This window comes from Vibrio sp. OPT18, from assembly GCF_015163615.1.
Lineage (GTDB): Bacteria > Pseudomonadota > Gammaproteobacteria > Enterobacterales > Vibrionaceae > Vibrio > Vibrio coralliirubri.
Window position 1 is genome coordinate 95,667 of the sequence record NZ_JADDYK010000033.1, and the last position, 19,011, is coordinate 114,677.

Sequence of the window (19,011 nt, forward strand, 5' to 3'; positions counted from 1 at the left end):
CCTGTTAGAACATAAGTCGGTCATATTTTCGATTTGACCGACTTAATGGGTATGAGTTCCTAGTGGAACTAATCTTTTGGTGGCGCTGGTGCTAAGACTTCTCGGTTACCATTATGGCCTGGAGCACTTACGATACCTTGAGCTTCAAGTTGCTCGACAATACGTGCAGCACGGTTGTAGCCAATCTTGAATCGACGTTGTACGCCTGAGACTGAGCCACGACGCGAATGAACAACGTGTTCTACCACTTGATCAAACAGAGGATCGACCTCTTCATCACCTTCCATCTTCTCACCCGGAAGCAAGGTTTCTGGGGTTTGTTCGCCGTTGGTGATCTCATCAATATAGTTTGGCTTACCACGCGCTTTCCAGTTATTCACGACTGCGTGTACATCATCATCAGATGCAAAGGCACCGTGAACACGAGTTGTATGGCTAGAACCCGGTGGCAAGTAAAGCATATCACCCATCCCCAATAGTGATTCCGCACCACCTTGATCAAGGATAGTTCGTGAGTCCGTTTTGGTTGATACGGTAAAGGCCACACGGGTTGGAATGTTCGCTTTGATAAGGCCGGTAATAACATCCACAGATGGACGCTGCGTCGCTAGAATCAAGTGAACACCCGCCGCACGTGCTTTTTGTGCCAAACGTGCAATCAGTTCTTCAACCTTCTTACCAACCACCATGATTAGGTCGGCAAATTCATCAACGATAACCACAATGTAAGGCAGCTTCTCAAGCAATGGCGCTTCAGGGTCCATGCTGTCGCCCGGCTTCCACAGCGGATCGTGAATTGGGTGACCCGCTTCCGCTGCCATCTTAAGCTTATCGTTGTAACCTTTAATATTACGAACGCCTAACGCTGACATCAGCTTATAACGACGTTCCATCTCGCCAACACACCAACGAAGGGCGTTCGACGCATCTTTCATGTCGGTTACCACTTCAGACAATAGATGAGGGATGCCTTCATAAACCGATAGCTCAAGCATTTTCGGGTCGATCATGATGAATCGAACATCTTCCGGTGATGCTTTGTAAAGCATACTCAGAATCATTACGTTCACACCTACCGACTTACCAGAACCGGTTGTACCCGCAACCAGAACGTGAGGCATTTTCGATAGATCAGCAATGACCGCTTCACCAGCGATGTCTTGTCCTAGAACCACTGTCGTTGGCGATTTCGCTTCTTGGAACTGAGGGCTAGCAACTACATCTGAGAAGAATACCGTTTGGCGACTCATGTTCGGCAGTTCTAAGCCAACATAAGGTTTACCCGGAATCACTTCTACGACACGTACTGCCAATGCAGAGAGTGAACGCGCTAAGTCCATAGAAAGGCCAGAAATACGGCTTACTTTCACGCCCGGAGCCAGATCGAGCTCGAATCGAGTGATTACTGGGCCAGGGAAAATGTCGACAACGTCTGCTTTGATCTTGTAATCCGCTAGCTTAGATTCAACAAGACGAGCAATTGCCTCTAGTGCATCACGGTCAATAAAGGTTTCACGCTTTTCAGGGTGGAATAACAATTCAAGCGTGGGTAATGGCTCAGCAGGCTTCGGTAAATTAACATCTTGTTGAACCAAGAACGGATTCTGCGTCGCTGCCATATTCGCTTGGGCTTCAGAAACAATGCTTTGGAATGCGGCGACATCTTGATCTTGATGCGCAGATTCTTCTTCCGTTACTTCTTCCCAAGGAAGATCAACAGCTGGCTCTTGGCTTTGTGCTGTTGGCTGTTCAGGCTCTGAATGTTCTTCTTGATTAGAGAAAGGTTCAAACTGTTCTTCGGTTAATGCTGCGCCAACTAACTCAGCTTCAGTCTGCTCAGACTCAAAATCTGAACCCTGTTGGTAGCTTTGCTCTTCCGTCACATCAAACGGTGAAGGTTGTGCAGAGAAATCGTCTTCCACTGTTGCTTCTGGCTCGCCCATAGGTGAAGCGTATAAAGATTCAGGTTGAACATCTTCAGCACCGAATTCGCCATTTACTTGTGGTGAGCTATCTAATTCTAGTTCAGCACTTTCAAGGTCAGCATGAGCTGGGCTAACTTCTGGTTGTTCGTTCTGCATGTATTGTTGGTAAGCAACCTGAGAATCATGCGCGTCGAGCTGTTCTTGTTCTGCTAGATCATCTTCATACATGGCCGCATTTTCTAGCTGCTCTATCGTTGCATTCAACTGTTTAGAGCGCTCAATGCCTTCTTCTAACGGTTCTTCTGGCGCTTGGTAAACAGGCGCAGCAGGGATCGGTTGCTCTGATTCAATTACCGCTTGAGGCTGAACCTGAGGTTCTTCATGAACAGAAACTTCTTGCTTCGCTGGAGCTTCGACAGGCATATGAATGTTGTAATGACGCTTCGGCGATGCAGTATTATCTCGAGCATTTGTCTCCACGTCTGAAGAATCATTGGTCGCAGAAAAGCTCATTGCAGGATCTAGTGGATCATGCTCTGTTGATTCTTTGTTATCTTCTAAAGCAGGAACATCACGGTAACTCGGCTCTTGATGACGTTCTTCAATTAAATCGCGGTCTGCTGATTCTCTTAGCTGAGGCTCTAGTAGCTCTTGATCTTGGCCACGAGCCTTATTAACAGCAGACGTGAAGAATTTGATGGCACATTCACCTAACCATTCCACAATGCTTAACCAAGAAATACCAGTTAATAGAGTAAAACCAGCACCCCATAAGAAAAGAAGAACCAGCGTACTACCAAGAACATTCAATGTTGGAAGAGCAAGGCTTGTTAAGACGTCGCCCACTACGCCACCGGATGAAAAGTACCAGATGTCGTCAAAGTTGATATCCGCGAGACCACAACTAGTAAGAATTAGGATAGTCAGACCAAGTAAGCGAGTGCCCCACAGCATGAAGTCGATCTGCTCGTCTTCATTACGTTTGCGGAATAATACCCACGCAGCAACCGTCACTAAGATAGGCAAAGGGTAAGCCAAAGAACCGAATACGAAGAAAAGCGTATCCGCCAACCAAGCACCTAGGTAGCCACCCGCATTTTGAATGTCACCACCCCACGCCGTTTGCGACCATGATGGGTCCGCAGGACTAAAAGTTAATAACGCAACGGCAAGTAGAATAGAGAAGAGAACACCGAGAATCAGACTGCACTCTTTGAGACGTTGAGAACCACTCAAACGAGGAGACTGAGGCTCTTCACTCGTTTTAATGATTGTTTCTACTTTATTACTGCTCTGCTTGAACATAAACCAACTTAATAATTAAACGGGATAAAAACATCTCGAGCGGCCAAAGCCGCTCGTTTCAATGAAACTACTGTTGATTTAACCATATCAAACAGAAAAACCCAATTCCAGAAAGCAAGAAAGCGGAACAAATGTCCGCTTTCTTTCATTTCACCAATTGTGACTAACGAGTTTTAATCACAAGTTGATTGGTTTGTTTCACTTCTTCCATTACTACGTAAGTTCGAGTGTCGTTTACGCCCGGTAGACGAAGTAACGTATCACCCAGTAGCTTACGGTAAGCACCCATATCAGATACACGTGTTTTTAGAAGATAGTCAAAATCACCCGACACTAAATGACACTCTTGGATGTCATCCAGTTTCTGCACAGCGGTGTTGAATTGTTCGAACACATCTGGCGCACCACGGTTCAACGTAATTTCAACAAACACTAAAAGTGAAGCATCAAGGTACTGTGGGTTCAGCAACGCTGTGTACCCAGTAATGTAACCTTGACGTTCTAAACGACGAACACGCTCAAGACATGGAGTTGGAGAAAGTCCTACTCGTTTTGAGAGTTCAACGTTTGAGATACGACCGTCTTTTTGCAACTCATTAAGAATGTTGCGGTCAATACGATCTAGTTCCTTGGACGGCTTCTTATAATTGTCTGCCATTTTTTATTCCACCTTATTACTTCCTTGCAAAAAAATATACTACAACTTTTTAATATTCAGTATCAAATTTTATCTGAACCTATCTATACTAGATATTAATTCGACAGAATTACCCTACACATAGATAAAACAACCAAAATAAAATGAGGAGTCAGGATGATCATTGGCGTACCTAAGGAAATCAAGAACCACGAATACCGCGTTGGTATGACCCCAGCTAGCGTGAGAGAACTAATCTCACACGGCCACCAAGTTTTTGTAGAAACCAATGCCGGTACTGGTATCGGTTTTTCAGACGATGATTACATCGCTGTAGGCGCATCCATTCTTCCTACTGCTGCTGACGTTTTCGCGAAAGCAGAGATGATTGTAAAGGTTAAAGAACCTCAAGCTGTCGAGCGAGCTATGCTTCGCGAAGGGCAAATATTATTTACCTATTTACACCTTGCACCAGATTTTCCACAAACTGAAGAGCTTATCAAGAGCAAAGCTGTCTGCGTAGCCTATGAGACTGTAACAGATAATATGGGTCGCTTGCCACTATTAGCACCAATGTCTGAAGTCGCTGGTCGCATGTCTATTCAAGCAGGTGCACAAACATTAGAGAAATCTAACGGTGGTTGTGGTCTTCTTCTTGGTGGTGTTCCTGGTGTTGAACCAGCAAAAGTTGTTGTTGTTGGTGGCGGTGTTGTGGGTGCTAACGCAGCACGTATGGCTGTAGGCCTTCGCGCTGATGTTACAATTCTTGACCGTAACGTAGATACACTGCGTCGTCTTGATGAAGAATTCCAAGGTCGCGCAAAAGTGGTTTATTCTACTGAAGACGCTATTGAGAAGCATGTTCTAGAAGCAGACCTAGTGATTGGTGCAGTACTAATCCCTGGTGCAGCAGCGCCAAAACTGGTTACAAAAGAGCACATCGCTAAGATGAAGCCAGGTTCAGCAGTTGTTGACGTTGCAATCGACCAAGGCGGTTGTTTCGAGACTTCTCACGCAACCACTCACGCAGATCCGACTTACATTGTTGATGACGTAGTTCACTACTGTGTTGCAAACATGCCTGGCGCTGTTGCTCGCACTTCAACTTACGCACTAAACAATGCAACACTTCCTTACATTGTTAAGCTAGCGAACAAAGGCTACCGCGAAGCACTTCTATCTGATGAAGGCTTCCTAGAAGGTCTAAACGTTATTCACGGTAAAGTAACTTGTAAAGAAGTTGCAGAAAGCTTTGACCTTGAATACGTAGACCCAGCTGAAGCAATCGCAATGTTTAACTAATGCTGTAATGACTAACTGAACGCAATAACCTTCTCGTTGAAGCGCTCAGTTAACTCATACACATTAAACAAAAAGCCAGTACGACATTATGTCGCGCTGGCTTTTTTGCATTTCTGACTTAATTTGCATTAATGGATTTAGGTCGTAAACACACTTAACAGTACGGTTTATCACTAGCGCTCAATTTTAATCCCATGAATCAATAGGTTTCTTGGCGTAATACTGCGTTCGCAGAACTCTTCAATCGAAGCTTCATAACCTTGTTCTTGCAGATAGATAGCTCGATCTAAAGCTAGCCATATCTCTAATGGTCGTCTAAAGACTTGTTGAACCAAACTCAGCTTTTCCATTTCCCAGAAAAGCACTTCGCCTTGAACAAAATAAGAGTCAAAATCAATATCTGAACCCAGCGACAGCTCTTTCACTTCAGATGCCCAACGGCAGAAGGATTCAAACCCCTCAGCTAACTCTGATTTTTTGATGCTCGGTACAGGAATGTATTCGTCAATGCTAAGTTCAGCCTTAAGTAACTGGCTGAAGCCTAAACGGTAACTCATCTCTAACTGTCGATGTCTCTTTACTCGTTCACCACCAGTGACGGTTTCTTGAAGCGGGATTCTCAAGTCACTCTTACTTAACGTTAATACTGAGCTTTTCGCGATAGAAGACATCGCTTTGTAGTTATCGTCTCGAATAAGATGATAACAACAAGGAGAAATAGTGACCGCTGGTAGCCCATGTGACACTGACTTTTTAACTAGCTCAACATGAAGATCGCCACAAGCATGAAGGGCTACGGCATGTTGGTTTGAGTTAAACACGTCATCAGCACTTTCAGAAAACGCATCACCTTGAACAAAGTTCATCGCTAATTTCTGGTCATCCGCAATCTTTTGACCGCATTCGCATAACGATTGCTGCCATTCAAAGCTCGTGACTTTTTGAGCAGATTGTTGAGATAAGATTCGACCAAGAAAGCCTTTACCCGAACACCACTCGAGCCACTCTTTTCCATGGTGATGCTCTAATACAGCCTCACCCATCGCGACAATTTGATGTAGCTTTCGGCCAGGAATACCATCAGCAGTACCACGTGGGAGGTCTAAACCAACCAAAGCTGTGTTATCGAACTGGATGTTTTGGGTAGCAGTATCTAATTCAGGAAGGAAACGAGTCAGTTCCTCAACCAAAAGCTGAGGCTGCTCTTTTAAAGTTTGAATGCTTTCATTATCTAAGCTTTCTAACCAATCAACGAGTGGAAGATTGACCTCCTTCCACGGCTGCTGTTGAGTTTGGCATAGGTGAAAAGGCTCTGAACGCCAGTAAATCTGGTGCTCTAGCAAAAATGAATCGAGAATTGTAAATCGTGAATGCATGCTACCCCCTATGATGCGTGGATTGTAGGGGTAAGAGGTCGAAATGGAAAGGATCGATAAAGAAAACGAAAGCTAAAAGCCCAAAAGAAAAACGGCCTGCAAATACAGGCCGAATAAGAATCTAGATTTACACTATGAGATTAACGAACAGGCAGCTCGATATCTTTAAACATCTCTTCGATCTCTTCATTCGATTTCAAAGAAATAGCTTGCTCAACCACAGGGCGAGTCAAGTGCGGTGCAAAACGCTCCATAAAGTCAAACATGTAAGAACGCAGGAAGGTACCTTTTCTAAAGCCAATACTGGTTGTGCTCGCACCAAATAAATGGCTCGCATCAATCGCAACCAAATCAGTATCTTGCTCGTGGTCAATCGCCATACTTGCGATTACACCAACACCAATGCCCATACGAACATAGGTTTTGATTACGTCTGCATCGGTCGCGGTAAACACAACACGCGGTGTTAACCCTACTTTGTTGAACGCCGTATCAAGCTCAGAACGACCAGTAAAACCAAACACGTAGGTCACTAGGGAATAAGCCGCAAGATCTTCGATCGTGATATTACGCTTCTGTGCCAGAGGATGATCCTTGGTCACGACGATCGAACGGTTCCAGTGGTAACAAGGCAGCATAATCGCATCTTGGTAAAGATGCAGCGCTTCCGTTGCAATAGCAAAATTCGCAGTACCCTTAGCGACGGCTTCTGACATTTGGCTTGGCGTGCCTTGGTGCATGTGAAGCGATACTTTAGGGTAGCGCGCCGTGAAACCTTTAATTACATCAGGCAGTGCATAACGAGCTTGAGTATGAGTCGTTGAAATATTCAATGTACCCATCTCTGGATGAGTGTGTTCACCCGCTACCGCTTTAATACTTTCAACGCGCGCCAAAATCTCTTGAGAGATACGAATGATATCCTCACCCGCTTGGGTAACCTGCGTTAGATGCTTGCCGCTACGCTCAAAAATCTGAATGCCTAGTTCGTCTTCAAGTAATCTAACTTGCTTACTAATGCCAGGCTGAGATGTGTACAAACTCTCTGCTGTAGCTGAAACATTTAGGTTATGGTTTACAACCTCAACAATGTACTTCAGTTGCTGTAACTTCATATCTAACCTCGTAATCCTTTACTCATTTCTGTGCTAACTTATTTGCAAAGAGAGCGTGATAGTCGCGTGTAATATAATTAATAGTTATAACGCTTCGAACACAAAAATGACAGGAAAATTGAGTTTTTCTAGCTTAACAAACAAAAACATCACTAACGCTTTGCAACCCAACCCTCATTCTCATACATTAGTTGGTAAGTTTTGATTGCCGATTTCGCTCAACAAGAGATAATCAGAAATTGCAATTTACGAGTGCCGATACACAATGGAATCGTGTATCCTCTCAAGTTAGCTATAGAAAATAATAAGCAGACTCAAATATATGAATATTGGTTTAATAATCGCCTTAGTAGCCGTTCTTTTGGTGTTAGTTTTAGGCTACAACATCATGCTTCAATATAAAGTTAAGGTAGAAACAGCGAAGAAACAGGAAGCTTCTCGTTATCTAACCATTATTGACGGTACAGAAGAACTAATTGGCAACGCTCATCACATGCCGTTTAGCCAAGATCTTCTTGTATGCTTAAACAATCGAATTCTTGATGCATTAGAAAACATGTATCAACTCGATCCAAAAAATAAGCAGCTTGCCCAACGCATTGAAAGTGTAAAGCAACAAATCACTCAGCTTAAAGAGAACTACAAAGGTGGCGAGAGTACAGCCTTCCGCGTACCAAGTAGTGACAAGCAAGCGATCATGATGCTTAAGTTAGTTAAGCGCCTGCGTGATACAGTACGTAACGAGCACAATAAAGGCCGTTTCGAGACCCAAGCTTATGTGGTTGAAAATGCTCGCCTAGAGACGATTCAAATTCGTATCAACATTGAGAATGTTATCAAACGAGCAAACGATTCGATTTCTCGCGGACAACCGGGAACAGCGATCCAGCTATTACGCAAAGGTATTGATGCTTTGGCGACTAAGAACGACTCGTACTCTAATCAAGCCAAAGAAAAGCTTCAACAGATGCTCAACGAGCTTGACCAGAAACGCCAAGACAAAAACGCTCAAGATTTGCAGCAGATGGAATCTAAAGAGCGTGAAGACGATATGGACGCCCTCTTCGGTCAGAAGAAGAAATGGTAACAGTCTAACTCAACACTTAAAGGCCGCCTTATTTACATTAAATAGGCGGCCTTTTTTGTAGCTGTTGAATTTCCTTTCTCTGTATAGGGAGATCTCTTTAGCTGTGATAAAATCCCCGCATTATCAACAAACTTTCCCTGACCATGTATCAAGAATTACTCGCTCCAATCCACTCTTTTCTTAAAGCCGAAACGCCAGATTCATGGATAGATGAAGCCAAAAAGCCTGAAAATCTTCACATCATTCTACGCGATCACATGCTGTGTGAACTTAAGGCGGCACAGAGTGCTTTGTTCCTTATCCGCAAGTACGCTGTCGATAAAGAAAGCGCGAAGCAACTGAATGAGTGGATTTTGCCATACGAACAATTTGCTTACCGTCGTATTGGAGACTTAGAGTCTCTGCGTGGTAAAAGCAACGTATCCAAGCAAATCACCGCGAAAGAAGGCTGTAATTACGGTGCTGACCTGATCGATAAGATGGTACTGCTGATCAAAGAAGAGCTGCATCACTTCTATCAAGTCATGGAGTTGATGGAGAAGAAAGGCGTGACTTACCAGCCAATTGAGGCGGGTCGTTACGCTAAGGGCTTGATCAAGCAAGTTAAGACTTACGAGCCTGACGCTCTGGTTGATAAGCTTATCATCGGCGCGTTTATTGAAGCTCGCTCTTGTGAACGCTTCGCTAAATTGGCTCCTTTCTTGGAAGAAGATATGGAGAAGTTTTACGTGTCTCTACTTCGCTCGGAAGCTCGCCACTACCAAGACTATCTTGAGCTAGCAGAGCAGATCGCAGGGAAAGATATTTCAGAGCGTATTGCGCATTTTGCTCAAGTAGAAGCTGATCTTATCACTTCAGATGACAGCGACTTCAAATTCCATAGTGGTGCTCCGGTTTAGGCTCCACACTGAGCACTCAGTCCGTTTAGACTAATCCAGACAAAAAAATTAAGGCCAGCAATTTGCTGGCCTTCTTTATTTATATCTCAATCTAAATATAGACGTTAAGCTAACGTACCGTTGATCTCTGCAAGCACAGCAGCAGGGTCTATCGCTTGCGTAATCGGACGGCCGATAACAAGGTAGTCTGAGCCTGATTCAATCGCTTTAGAAGGCGTCATGATACGCTTCTGGTCACCCACGTCAGCGCCGACAGGACGAATACCTGGAGTAACTAGCTTGAACTCCTGACCAAGTGCACCTTTAAGTAAAGAAGCCTCTTGCGCAGAACATACAACACCGTCTAAGCCAGAGTTTTTCGTTAGAGAAGCCAAGCGCATCACTTGTTGTTGTGGTTCAAGATCCAGACCGATACCCGCTAAATCAGATTGCTCCATACTGGTGAGTACCGTTACACCGATTAACAGTGGACGGTCTTTGCCATAAGGTTCTAAGATTTCGCGAGAAGCCGTCATCATGCGCTCACCGCCACTTGCGTGTACGTTCACCATCCAAACACCTAGTTCTGCGGCAGCACGAACTGCTTTTGAACATGTGTTCGGGATGTCGTGGAATTTAAGGTCTAAAAATACTGAGAAACTACGCTTATGTAATTCACGAACAAATTCAGGGCCAAACAGGGTAAACATCTCTTTGCCCACTTTTAGGCGGCAAGATGCTGGGTCAATACGATCGACAAAGGCTAACGCATCCGCTTGATTATCATAATCCAAGGCTACAATGATTTTTTGGTCGTTCATTTCATCTCCTAACGCAGTTAACTTTCTAAAAATTTCTAATCACCTAAGCAGGTGATAAATAACAGTCATAAAAATGCAGCCCGAAAGCTGCAATTAATAATTTGGTCTTAAAGTGACCACAAATCTATTCACCATCAAGCCCACGAATAGGCTTGATCGTCCCCCACCCTTTACATGAAGGGCAGTGCCAATACATTGAGTGTGTTGAGAAACCACACTGACGACAACGGTAATGAGGCTTAACCTTAAGCTGTTCACCAACCATAGATTGAAGTGTGGTTAAGCTGTCTTTTGCTCGGCCTTCTTCTGCTTCCGCTAGGTGGTAATCGATTAATCGATAAAAACCTTTCATGGTTGGATTTTTAACAAGCTGCTTTGTCAGTAGCTCTTGAGCAGAGCCTACATCTTCATGGTGAGCAACCAATTGCGCCAGCATCAGTTCGGCAGATACACCGGCTTTCTTCTGAATACACGCTTTGAGGAACTCAACCAATTGAGCTTCTTGTCCAAGCTTGTGGTAACACTCAGCAAGGGTTGGCAACACCTCACTGATAAAATCGATATCTTGTTCAAGTACCGATTCAAGACAATCAATTGTCTTTTGGTAGTCTTCGTTCGCTAAGTGGAACTTCCCTAGCGCGATACTTGCGCGAACACATTTAGGGTCTTCAGAAAGCGCCTTCTTAAAATGCTGAAGCGCTTTAGAGCGATTACCATCGGCTTGTTCTTGCATCGCAAGCTCACACCAGAAATGCGCAACGGTCGCACGCATCTTCATTTTTTTCTTGCCTAGCTTAACTAAGATATTTCCGTAATGGATAGCCTTGTTCCACTCACGTGTCTGCTGATAAATAGCCACCAACTGCTGTAAAGCGCCCTCTTTATGGTCAGGTTCTTCTACAAGCTGCTCAAAGATTTTTTCGGCGCGATCAAGGAAACCAGAAACCATATAGTCTTTGGCTAATTGTTGCAGTGCGAGGTTTTTCTGATCGAGGGTAAGCCCCGAACGAGAGATGAGATTTTGGTGAATGCGAATAGCGCGGTCGACTTCGCCTCTTGAGCGGAACAAGTTGCCCAAAGCCAAGTGAGTATCGATGGTTTCATTGTCTACTTGAAGCAGCTCAATGAAGTGATCAACCGCTTTGTCAGATTGATCTGACAGTAATAGGTTCAAACCCGTCACGTATTGACGGGAGATCTGGTGTGATTGCTTTTGTTTTTCTTGCTGAGCATTACGATTACCCATATACCAACCATAAGCGGCTGCGATGGGCAAAAGTAAGAACAGTAACTCTAACATCAAATATAGCCTTTAAGCTTTAGTATCAGCAGCGACCTGCTTTGATTGCTTATTGAGTTGCTTCTTCAAGCGATGAATTTTTAGCTGAGACCGCATGTGCATATTACCAAAGACTAACCAAGCAAGGGCAAAGCCTGAAACGAATACAACACCTAATAAACTTGATAGGTGGAAGTCACCTTGCGCTAGCAGATAGTTGAAATTCACAGTTGTTTGGTTTTGAGAGCCCAAAGCCAGTGCAATTAGGAAAAGTGCGATAACGGCGACTATTTTTATAATTTTCATAGTTCATCACTCATTGGTTGGTTAGCTGTACGATTATGCAGGAAAATTACTAATCAGACCACCATATTATGGTCATAAAAAAGCGGCATACATTATAGTATGCCGCTTTTCTTAATTCCGATAAGTAGGCTACATTCCTGAGTTTACTCGTTCACGCAGCTCTTTACCTGGTTTGAAGTGAGGAACGTATTTACCTTCTAACTCTACCTTGTCACCAGTCTTTGGGTTACGTCCAACACGAGGCTCACGATAATGCAGAGAAAAGCTGCCAAAACCGCGAATTTCGATTCGATCACCACTTTCTAGTGTTGAAGCCATATGCTCTAAAATGTCTTTTACAGCGTCTTCAATTTCTTTTGCAGAAAGATGCGTTTGCTCAGCGCACAGTCTTTCAATCAATTCAGACTTAGTCATAGTTACCCTCGTTGGTTTTCTTTTTAGAAATTATAGACCTATCGGAAAAATAAGCAAAAAAAAAGGAGCCTTACGGCTCCTTTCTTGGCTAGATAGCTATAATTCTCTTAATGAGAAGCTATTATTCGCCTTTAGCAGCTTTGAATGCGTCTGCCATTGCGTTACCGAACGCGCCTTCTTCAGACTTGTTCAGTGAAGCCATTGCTTCTTGCTCATCAGCTTCATCTTTAGCTTTGATAGATAGGTTGATTACGCGGTTCTTACGGTCTACACCAGTGAACTTCGCTTCAACGCTGTCGCCAACGCTTAGGATTAGAGATGCATCTTCGATACGGTCGCGAGAAACTTCAGAAGCGCGGATGTAACCTTCAACGCCTTCGATTAGCTCGATAGTAGCGCCTTTCGCGTCAACTGCAGTAACAGTACCGTTTACAAGAACACCTTTCTTGTTGTCAGCAACGTATGCGTTGAACGGGTCGTTTTCCATTTGCTTAACGCCAAGAGAAATACGCTCACGCTCTGCATCTACTGCTAGAACAACAGCAGAGATTTCGTCGCCTTTCTTGTATTCACGTACAGCTTCTTCGCCGGCAGCGTTCCAAGAAATGTCAGATAGGTGTACAAGACCGTCGATACCGCCTTCTAGACCGATGAAGATACCAAAGTCAGTGATAGACTTGATCTTACCAGTAACTTTGTCGCCCTTAGCTTGCATTTCTGCAAATGACTGCCATGGGTTAGCTTTACACTGTTTCAGACCTAGAGAGATACGACGACGTTCTTCGTCGATATCAAGAACCATAACCTCAACTTCGTCGCCAACATTAACAACTTTAGAAGGGTGGATGTTCTTGTTAGTCCAATCCATTTCAGAAACGTGTACTAGACCTTCAACGCCTTCTTCGATTTCAACGAAGCAGCCGTAGTCAGTTAGGTTTGTAACACGACCAGAAAGCTTGTGACCTTCTGGGTAACGCTTAGCGATTGCTACCCATGGATCTTCGCCTAGTTGCTTAAGACCTAGTGAAACACGAGTGCGCTCACGATCGAACTTAAGAACTTTAACTAGGATTTCGTCACCAACGTTAACGATCTCTGATGGGTGCTTAACGCGCTTCCAAGCCATATCTGTGATATGTAGAAGACCGTCAACACCGCCAAGGTCAACGAATGCACCGTAGTCAGTAAGGTTCTTAACGATACCTTTAACTTCAGTACCTTCTTGTAGAGTTTCAAGAAGTTCGTCACGCTCAACACTGTTTTCAGATTCGATAACAGCACGACGAGAAACAACAACGTTGTTACGCTTCTGGTCTAGCTTGATTACTTTGAACTCTAGCTCTTTGTTTTCTAGGTGAGCAGTGTCACGGATAGGACGTACGTCTACTAGAGAACCTGGAAGGAAAGCACGGATACCGTTAAGTTCAACAGTGAAACCGCCTTTAACTTTACCGTTGATGATACCAACAACAGTTTCAGCTTCTTCACAAGCTTTCTCAAGTACGATCCAAGCTTCGTGACGCTTAGCTTTCTCACGAGAAAGTTGAGTTTCACCGAAACCATCTTCAACAGCGTCTAGAGCTACGTCTACTTCAGCACCAACTTCAACTTCAAGTTCGCCAGCAGCGTTCTTGAATTGTTCAGCAGGGATAGCAGATTCAGACTTAAGACCAGCGTCTACAAGAACGAAACCGTTCTCGATAGCTACTACAGTACCTTTAACGATGCTGCCTTGTTGGAATTCAGTTTCAGATAGAAACTCTTCAAAGAGTTGAGCAAAAGATTCAGTCATTATTTAATCTTCAATAATTAAACGTCCATGGGTATCCTACCGCATGGGGTTGATAAATTCGCCAGTCATCATCCTTGCGACCAACGTTCGTACTAGCTCGGCGAAATTACCCAGCCAGTTTCGATTCAATATAGTGTAGTGCTTTTTCTACTACCTGCTCAATATTCATTGAGGTGGAGTCAAGCACTAGAGCATCCTCTGCAGGGCGAAGTGGCGCCACTGGGCGATTACGATCTCGGTCGTCTCGCTCTTGGATCTCGCTCAAAAGGTCGTCAAATTTAACATCTAACCCCTTCTGTTGCAACTGTTTAAGGCGGCGACTCGCACGCTCTTCAGCACTTGCATCTAAAAATATTTTCGCTTCAGCTTCAGGAAACACAACCGTTCCCATGTCACGACCATCTGCAACCAAACCAGGCGCAGCGCTGAATGCACGTTGACGACGAAGCAGTGCTTCGCGAACGCGAGGTAAAGCAGCAACTTTTGAAGCCGCCATGCCAGTCTCTTCTTTACGAAGTTCACCAGACACATCTTCACCTTCTAGGATAACCTTAACTAAGTCGCCTTCAGCAATAAACTGCACGTCTAAGTGTGTAGCAAGCGGTACTAAAGCATCCTCTGATTCAGTATCCACACCATGGTGAATTGCCGCTAAAGCCAATACGCGATAGATCGCGCCTGAGTCTAGAAGATGAAAGCCTAGCTTATCTGCTAGCAACATACACAGGGTACCTTTACCTGCACCACTTGGTCCATCAACCGTAATCACTGGGCTTTGAGAAGGCATCTTTTACTCCACGTTTTGTCGTAAGTTTTATTCTGTACTAGCGATTCGCCACTACTTTATAGGCGGCATATTATAGAGAAAAATTGGTACTCGAGCGAGGTAAATCTCAGATAATTCCGTGTTGATGATGCATAAACCAATGCAACTATCTCAATATCCGTTTGCTTAGGTCAATAAGACACACACGCGCTTTTCGATAGCGTACTTTTCGACAGATAGAAAAAAGCCTCGCAATAGGCAAGGCTCATCATTTTTCATTTTGTAGAACAAACAAGAACTCGCTCAACGAAGCTTAGCCAATAATAGCTCGAACCGCTTCGAGGTCTTCAGGCGTATCAACCCCAGCAGCAGGCGCTTCCGCCGCAACGTCTACGTGGATTTTTTCACCGTACCAAAGTACTCGTAATTGCTCTAGGCACTCAATACGTTCAAGAGTGCTTGGTTCCCAATTAATGTAGGTATTGATAAAACCCGCTCGGTAAGCATAGATACCAATATGACGAAGCAAAGGAGATTCCGCTGCAGTACCGTTGTTCGCATAAGCATCGCGATCCCAAGGGATGGTTGCTCGGCTAAAATACAAGGCGTAACCGTCTTTATCAGTTACAACTTTAACGGCATTAGGGTTAAACACTTCATCAGCATGAGTGATTTCCACACCTAACGTTGCCATCGGAGCTGTACTGTTCGCAAGATTGTTGGCAACCTGATTAATGATCGCAGGTGGAATAAGTGGCTCATCACCTTGAACATTCACGATAATATGATCATCAGGAATCTTCATAACTTCAATCACTTCAGCTAGGCGTTCAGTGCCTGACTCATGATCCGGTGATGTCATACAAACGGTCGCGCCAAATGCTTTAGCCGCTTTTTCAACTCGAGCGTCGTCGGTGGCTATAATAACGTTATCGGCACCCGCTTTCATTGACTGTTCGTATACCCATTGAATCATCGGCTTTCCACCAATGTCAGCAAGTGGCTTCCCTGGTAAACGGCTCGATTGGTATCTTGCAGGTATAACAACCGTATAAGACATTACTTACCCTCATCCATAGAAACGGTGCGAGCTTCAGGTTCTAAAAGAACAGGAATACCCTCTTTAATTGGGTAAGCAAGGCGATCAATTTTACAAACAAGCTCTTGCTTATCCTTGTCAAAAGTTAGTTTACCTTTACATACAGGGCAAGCAACGATCTCAAGTAGACGGTGATCCATAGTATTCCATAACCTCTTTTATTCTTTTTAAAATTTGCTGCTGCGAATCTTCATCGAACTGCGCAGAAACTGGAAGATACCACCAGTTATCTTGAGCATATTCTTCGCATTTTACAGCGTCTTTTTCTGTCATAATCAGATTCATACCTTTCTTAGCTAAGGCATGAAGTTCATCTTTATCAAAATCTTGATGGTCGGCGAAGCCCTGTGTGAAAACCACATCACCATCAAGATCTTCCAATGTTTTAAAAAAGCGCGGTGGGTGGCCAATACCGGCAAAAGCCACCAGCTTCTGTAATTCTGCCACAGACCTTTTCTGAGCTGTTTTCAGGTTAACCGCTTGGCTTGGAAGCAAAGACATCGAGAACTCTCGCCCATGCGCTTTACCGCCATTGTTCACCAAAAAGTCGACTTCATCTAAACGAGATACAGGCTCTCGTAATGGGCCTAAAGGAATCAAACTCTCGTTACCAAAACGTCTTGCGCCGTCGATAACTGCAAATTCAATATCGCGTTCAAGAGCGTAATGCTGAAGGCCATCGTCAGTGATGATCACATCAACGCCTTTGTTCAGCAATGCTTTCACTGCGTTAGCTCGCACAGGGTCGACTGCGACTGGCGCACCAGTTCGCTTACGAATCAAGCGAGGTTCATCACCAGAGTGTTCTGCTGGTGTATTTTCATCCAACACCAACGGATAGCTTGGTGCTTTTGCACCGTAGCCACGAGACACGACCCCAGGTTTAAAGCCGTGAGCCTGAAGCATCTCAACTAACCAAATCACAACCGGTGTTTTACCATTTCCACCAGCAGTAATATTGCCCACAACAATAACAGGTAAAGGCGGGCGGTAGGTCTCTTTCTTTCCAGAGAGGTAAGCATCACGACGTTGACTACTGATCATTTTGAACAGCAAACTCAGTGGCCACAATAGCGGCCAGAGAAGATATTTCAACGGGTGATTGTTAAACCAAATCTTTTCGATCACAACAAGACCTAATCTTATCCGCTGAACTGAATTCGGTGTAATTGAGCATAGGCGCCATCATGTGCGATTAGCTCAGCATGTGCGCCCCTTTCTACAATATGACCATCATCAACCACTAGAATTTCATCAGCTTGCTCGATCGTAGAGAGTCGGTGTGCGATAACTAATACTGTTTTGTCTTTCTGCAGCTCTTCTAATGCAGATTGAATCGCTCTCTCTGACTCTGTATCCAGTGCAGACGTTGCCTCATCAAGAATCAAAACCGGTGCATCTCTTAACAACGCTCTTGCAATAGCGATACGTTGTCTTTGGCCACCTGATAGAGTACTACCATTCTCACCAACAATCGTATCAATACCATTTTCCATACCTTCGATAAATTCACTGGCATGAGCAAGCTTAGCCGCGTGTTCGATCTGTTCGCGAGAATATTTATCTTCGGCTGCGTAAGCAATGTTGTTGGCGACCGTATCGTTAAACAGGTGTACATTTTGAGAAACAAGCGCAAAATGCTCACGTAGGTTTTTCAATTCGTAATCACGAATATCATGACCATCCAGTTCAATAGAACCAGAGTCTACGTCATAGAAACGAGTAAATAGGTTAGCAATGGTACTCTTGCCCGAACCTGATCGGCCGACAAGCGCAACCGTCTTACCTTTAGGTATATTGAAGCTAACCTTGTCGAGTGCCGGTTTCTCAGCACCTTGGTAAGTAAATGTCACATCTTTTACGGCAACTTCACCCGTTACGGTTTCAGGTTTCAACGTACCTTTGTTGTGCTCAGTGTCTAGATCCATCAAACCAAATAGAGTCGTACTCGCTGCCATACCACGTTGAAACTCTGACGTGACTCCCGTAAGTGCCTTTAAAGGTCTCATCAAACCAAACATTGCTGAGAAAACAACGGTAAACGTACCTGGAGTAAGCTCGGCTTTTATAGAATCGACACTAGCCAAAAATAGAACAACAACAATGGCAACTGATGCGATCATCTGAATTATTGGGTTTGCAGCCGCTTGAGCTGTTACCAATTTCATACTCTGTTGACGCATTTGGTTACTTACAGTATCAAAACGTTCTTTCTCTATATCTTGGCCACCATACGTCAAAACCACTTTATGCCCTTTCAGCATCTGTTCAGACGAAGCGGCAACGTGACCCATGCTGGTTTGCATATTTTTAGATATTTTCCGAAACCGCTTCGATACAATGCTGATCGCCCAAGCTACAACTGGGGCCACGGCAAACAACACCAAGGACAACTGCCAGCTATTCCAGAACATTAGTACCAGGAGGCCTATGATACTCGCCCCTTCACGGACGATACTGACTAATGCTCGACTAGTTGCTGCAGACACTTGCTCTGAATCGTAAGTAATTCGAGATAGCAATGCGCCTGTCTGTTCTTTATCGAAAAAAGAAACCGGCATGTGCATGAAATGACTGAATATTTTACGACGAATTTCCATCACCACATTGCCAGAGACCCAACTTAAGCAATAAGTTGAGACGAAGCCACTGACACCACGAATAAACATCATGGCAAAGATAATAATAGGAAGCATGCGTAAAAAGTCAGATTCAGCATTACCAAAGCCTTCATCAAGTAACGGCTTTAGTAGAGAGATCATATAGGTATCAGAAACGGCATTTATAATAAGCGCAATTACCGCAACACCTAGACCGGCCTTATATATTCGAATATAAGTCCAAAGTCTTTTAAATGTGACCCAGGTAGTTTCATCTGTTTGTGTTGACATAGAATCGCTTAATTTTCT

Annotated in this window: 17 protein-coding genes; 3 read left to right on the forward strand and 14 right to left on the reverse strand. The window is 44.2% G+C overall.

Annotated elements, in window-relative coordinates:
• Positions 1 to 68: 68 nt before the first annotated feature.
• Both IQQ51_RS06995 and lrp read right to left on the reverse strand, forming a co-directional pair.
• A complete protein-coding gene (locus tag IQQ51_RS06995; RefSeq protein WP_193840671.1) occupies positions 69 to 3,230 on the reverse strand; it encodes a DNA translocase FtsK 4TM domain-containing protein in 3,162 nt (1,053 codons plus the stop codon).
• 163 nt (positions 3,231 to 3,393) lie between these two features.
• On the reverse strand, positions 3,394 to 3,888 hold the full coding sequence (lrp, locus tag IQQ51_RS07000) for a leucine-responsive transcriptional regulator Lrp (protein ID WP_004734558.1): 495 nt from the start codon (positions 3,886 to 3,888) through the stop codon (positions 3,394 to 3,396).
• A 156-nt stretch (positions 3,889 to 4,044) separates the two neighbouring features.
• Here lrp and ald point away from each other — a divergent pair, with 156 nt between their 5' ends.
• Positions 4,045 to 5,169, forward strand: a complete 1,125-nt coding sequence (gene ald, locus IQQ51_RS07005) for an alanine dehydrogenase (protein ID WP_017060246.1) — start codon at positions 4,045 to 4,047, stop codon at positions 5,167 to 5,169.
• 173 nt (positions 5,170 to 5,342) lie between these two features.
• On the opposite strand, the gene IQQ51_RS07010 is transcribed toward ald, so the two are convergent.
• Positions 5,343 to 6,545, reverse strand: coding sequence for a methyltransferase (locus IQQ51_RS07010; protein ID WP_193840672.1), 1,203 nt, complete (start codon positions 6,543 to 6,545; stop codon positions 5,343 to 5,345).
• A gap of 140 nt (positions 6,546 to 6,685) precedes the next feature.
• Positions 6,686 to 7,660, reverse strand: a complete 975-nt coding sequence (gene cysB, locus IQQ51_RS07015; RefSeq protein ID WP_017060244.1) for an HTH-type transcriptional regulator CysB — start codon at positions 7,658 to 7,660, stop codon at positions 6,686 to 6,688.
• A gap of 322 nt (positions 7,661 to 7,982) precedes the next feature.
• Here cysB and IQQ51_RS07020 point away from each other — a divergent pair, with 322 nt between their 5' ends.
• Both IQQ51_RS07020 and miaE read left to right on the forward strand, forming a co-directional pair.
• Positions 7,983 to 8,747 (forward strand): hypothetical protein, encoded by a 765-nt coding sequence (locus IQQ51_RS07020; protein WP_048614538.1) that lies wholly within the window; start codon positions 7,983 to 7,985, stop codon positions 8,745 to 8,747.
• Positions 8,748 to 8,890: 143 nt separating this feature from the next.
• The gene (gene miaE / locus IQQ51_RS07025; protein WP_008224293.1) at positions 8,891 to 9,646 is read left to right on the forward strand and encodes a tRNA isopentenyl-2-thiomethyl-A-37 hydroxylase MiaE; all 756 of its coding nucleotides are present in this window, start codon (positions 8,891 to 8,893) and stop codon (positions 9,644 to 9,646) included.
• A gap of 104 nt (positions 9,647 to 9,750) precedes the next feature.
• Here the strand turns inward: miaE and pyrF are convergent, their stop codons facing one another.
• The 10 genes from pyrF to msbA form a co-directional block, all read right to left on the reverse strand.
• Positions 9,751 to 10,446, reverse strand: coding sequence for an orotidine-5'-phosphate decarboxylase (pyrF, locus tag IQQ51_RS07030; RefSeq protein WP_193840673.1), 696 nt, complete (start codon positions 10,444 to 10,446; stop codon positions 9,751 to 9,753).
• A 124-nt stretch (positions 10,447 to 10,570) separates the two neighbouring features.
• Positions 10,571 to 11,746, reverse strand: coding sequence for a lipopolysaccharide assembly protein LapB (gene lapB, locus IQQ51_RS07035; RefSeq protein WP_016769333.1), 1,176 nt, complete (start codon positions 11,744 to 11,746; stop codon positions 10,571 to 10,573).
• 12 nt (positions 11,747 to 11,758) lie between these two features.
• Complete coding sequence (locus tag IQQ51_RS07040) at positions 11,759 to 12,031, reverse strand: LapA family protein (protein WP_017066774.1); 273 nt, start codon at positions 12,029 to 12,031, stop codon at positions 11,759 to 11,761.
• Between the two features lie 129 nt (positions 12,032 to 12,160).
• Positions 12,161 to 12,445 (reverse strand): integration host factor subunit beta, encoded by a 285-nt coding sequence (ihfB, locus tag IQQ51_RS07045; protein ID WP_017060238.1) that lies wholly within the window; start codon positions 12,443 to 12,445, stop codon positions 12,161 to 12,163.
• A gap of 121 nt (positions 12,446 to 12,566) precedes the next feature.
• Positions 12,567 to 14,237 carry a 30S ribosomal protein S1 gene (gene rpsA, locus IQQ51_RS07050; protein ID WP_010439921.1) on the reverse strand — a complete coding sequence of 557 codons (1,671 nt, stop codon included), beginning with the start codon at positions 14,235 to 14,237 and terminating at the stop codon, positions 12,567 to 12,569.
• A 106-nt stretch (positions 14,238 to 14,343) separates the two neighbouring features.
• On the reverse strand, positions 14,344 to 15,024 hold the full coding sequence (gene cmk / locus IQQ51_RS07055; RefSeq protein ID WP_017060237.1) for a (d)CMP kinase: 681 nt from the start codon (positions 15,022 to 15,024) through the stop codon (positions 14,344 to 14,346).
• Between the two features lie 292 nt (positions 15,025 to 15,316).
• A complete protein-coding gene (kdsB, locus tag IQQ51_RS07060; RefSeq protein WP_050652282.1) occupies positions 15,317 to 16,063 on the reverse strand; it encodes a 3-deoxy-manno-octulosonate cytidylyltransferase in 747 nt (248 codons plus the stop codon).
• Positions 16,063 to 16,242, reverse strand: a complete 180-nt coding sequence (locus IQQ51_RS07065) for a Trm112 family protein (protein WP_004736429.1) — start codon at positions 16,240 to 16,242, stop codon at positions 16,063 to 16,065. Before IQQ51_RS07065 ends, kdsB begins: the two co-directional genes overlap by 1 nt.
• Positions 16,223 to 17,230: a tetraacyldisaccharide 4'-kinase gene (gene lpxK / locus IQQ51_RS07070; protein WP_193840674.1), complete on the reverse strand. Its 1,008-nt coding sequence runs from the start codon at positions 17,228 to 17,230 to the stop codon at positions 16,223 to 16,225. Before lpxK ends, IQQ51_RS07065 begins: the two co-directional genes overlap by 20 nt.
• A gap of 14 nt (positions 17,231 to 17,244) precedes the next feature.
• Positions 17,245 to 18,993 carry a lipid A ABC transporter ATP-binding protein/permease MsbA gene (gene msbA, locus IQQ51_RS07075; protein ID WP_193840675.1) on the reverse strand — a complete coding sequence of 583 codons (1,749 nt, stop codon included), beginning with the start codon at positions 18,991 to 18,993 and terminating at the stop codon, positions 17,245 to 17,247.
• Positions 18,994 to 19,011 lie beyond the last annotated feature (18 nt).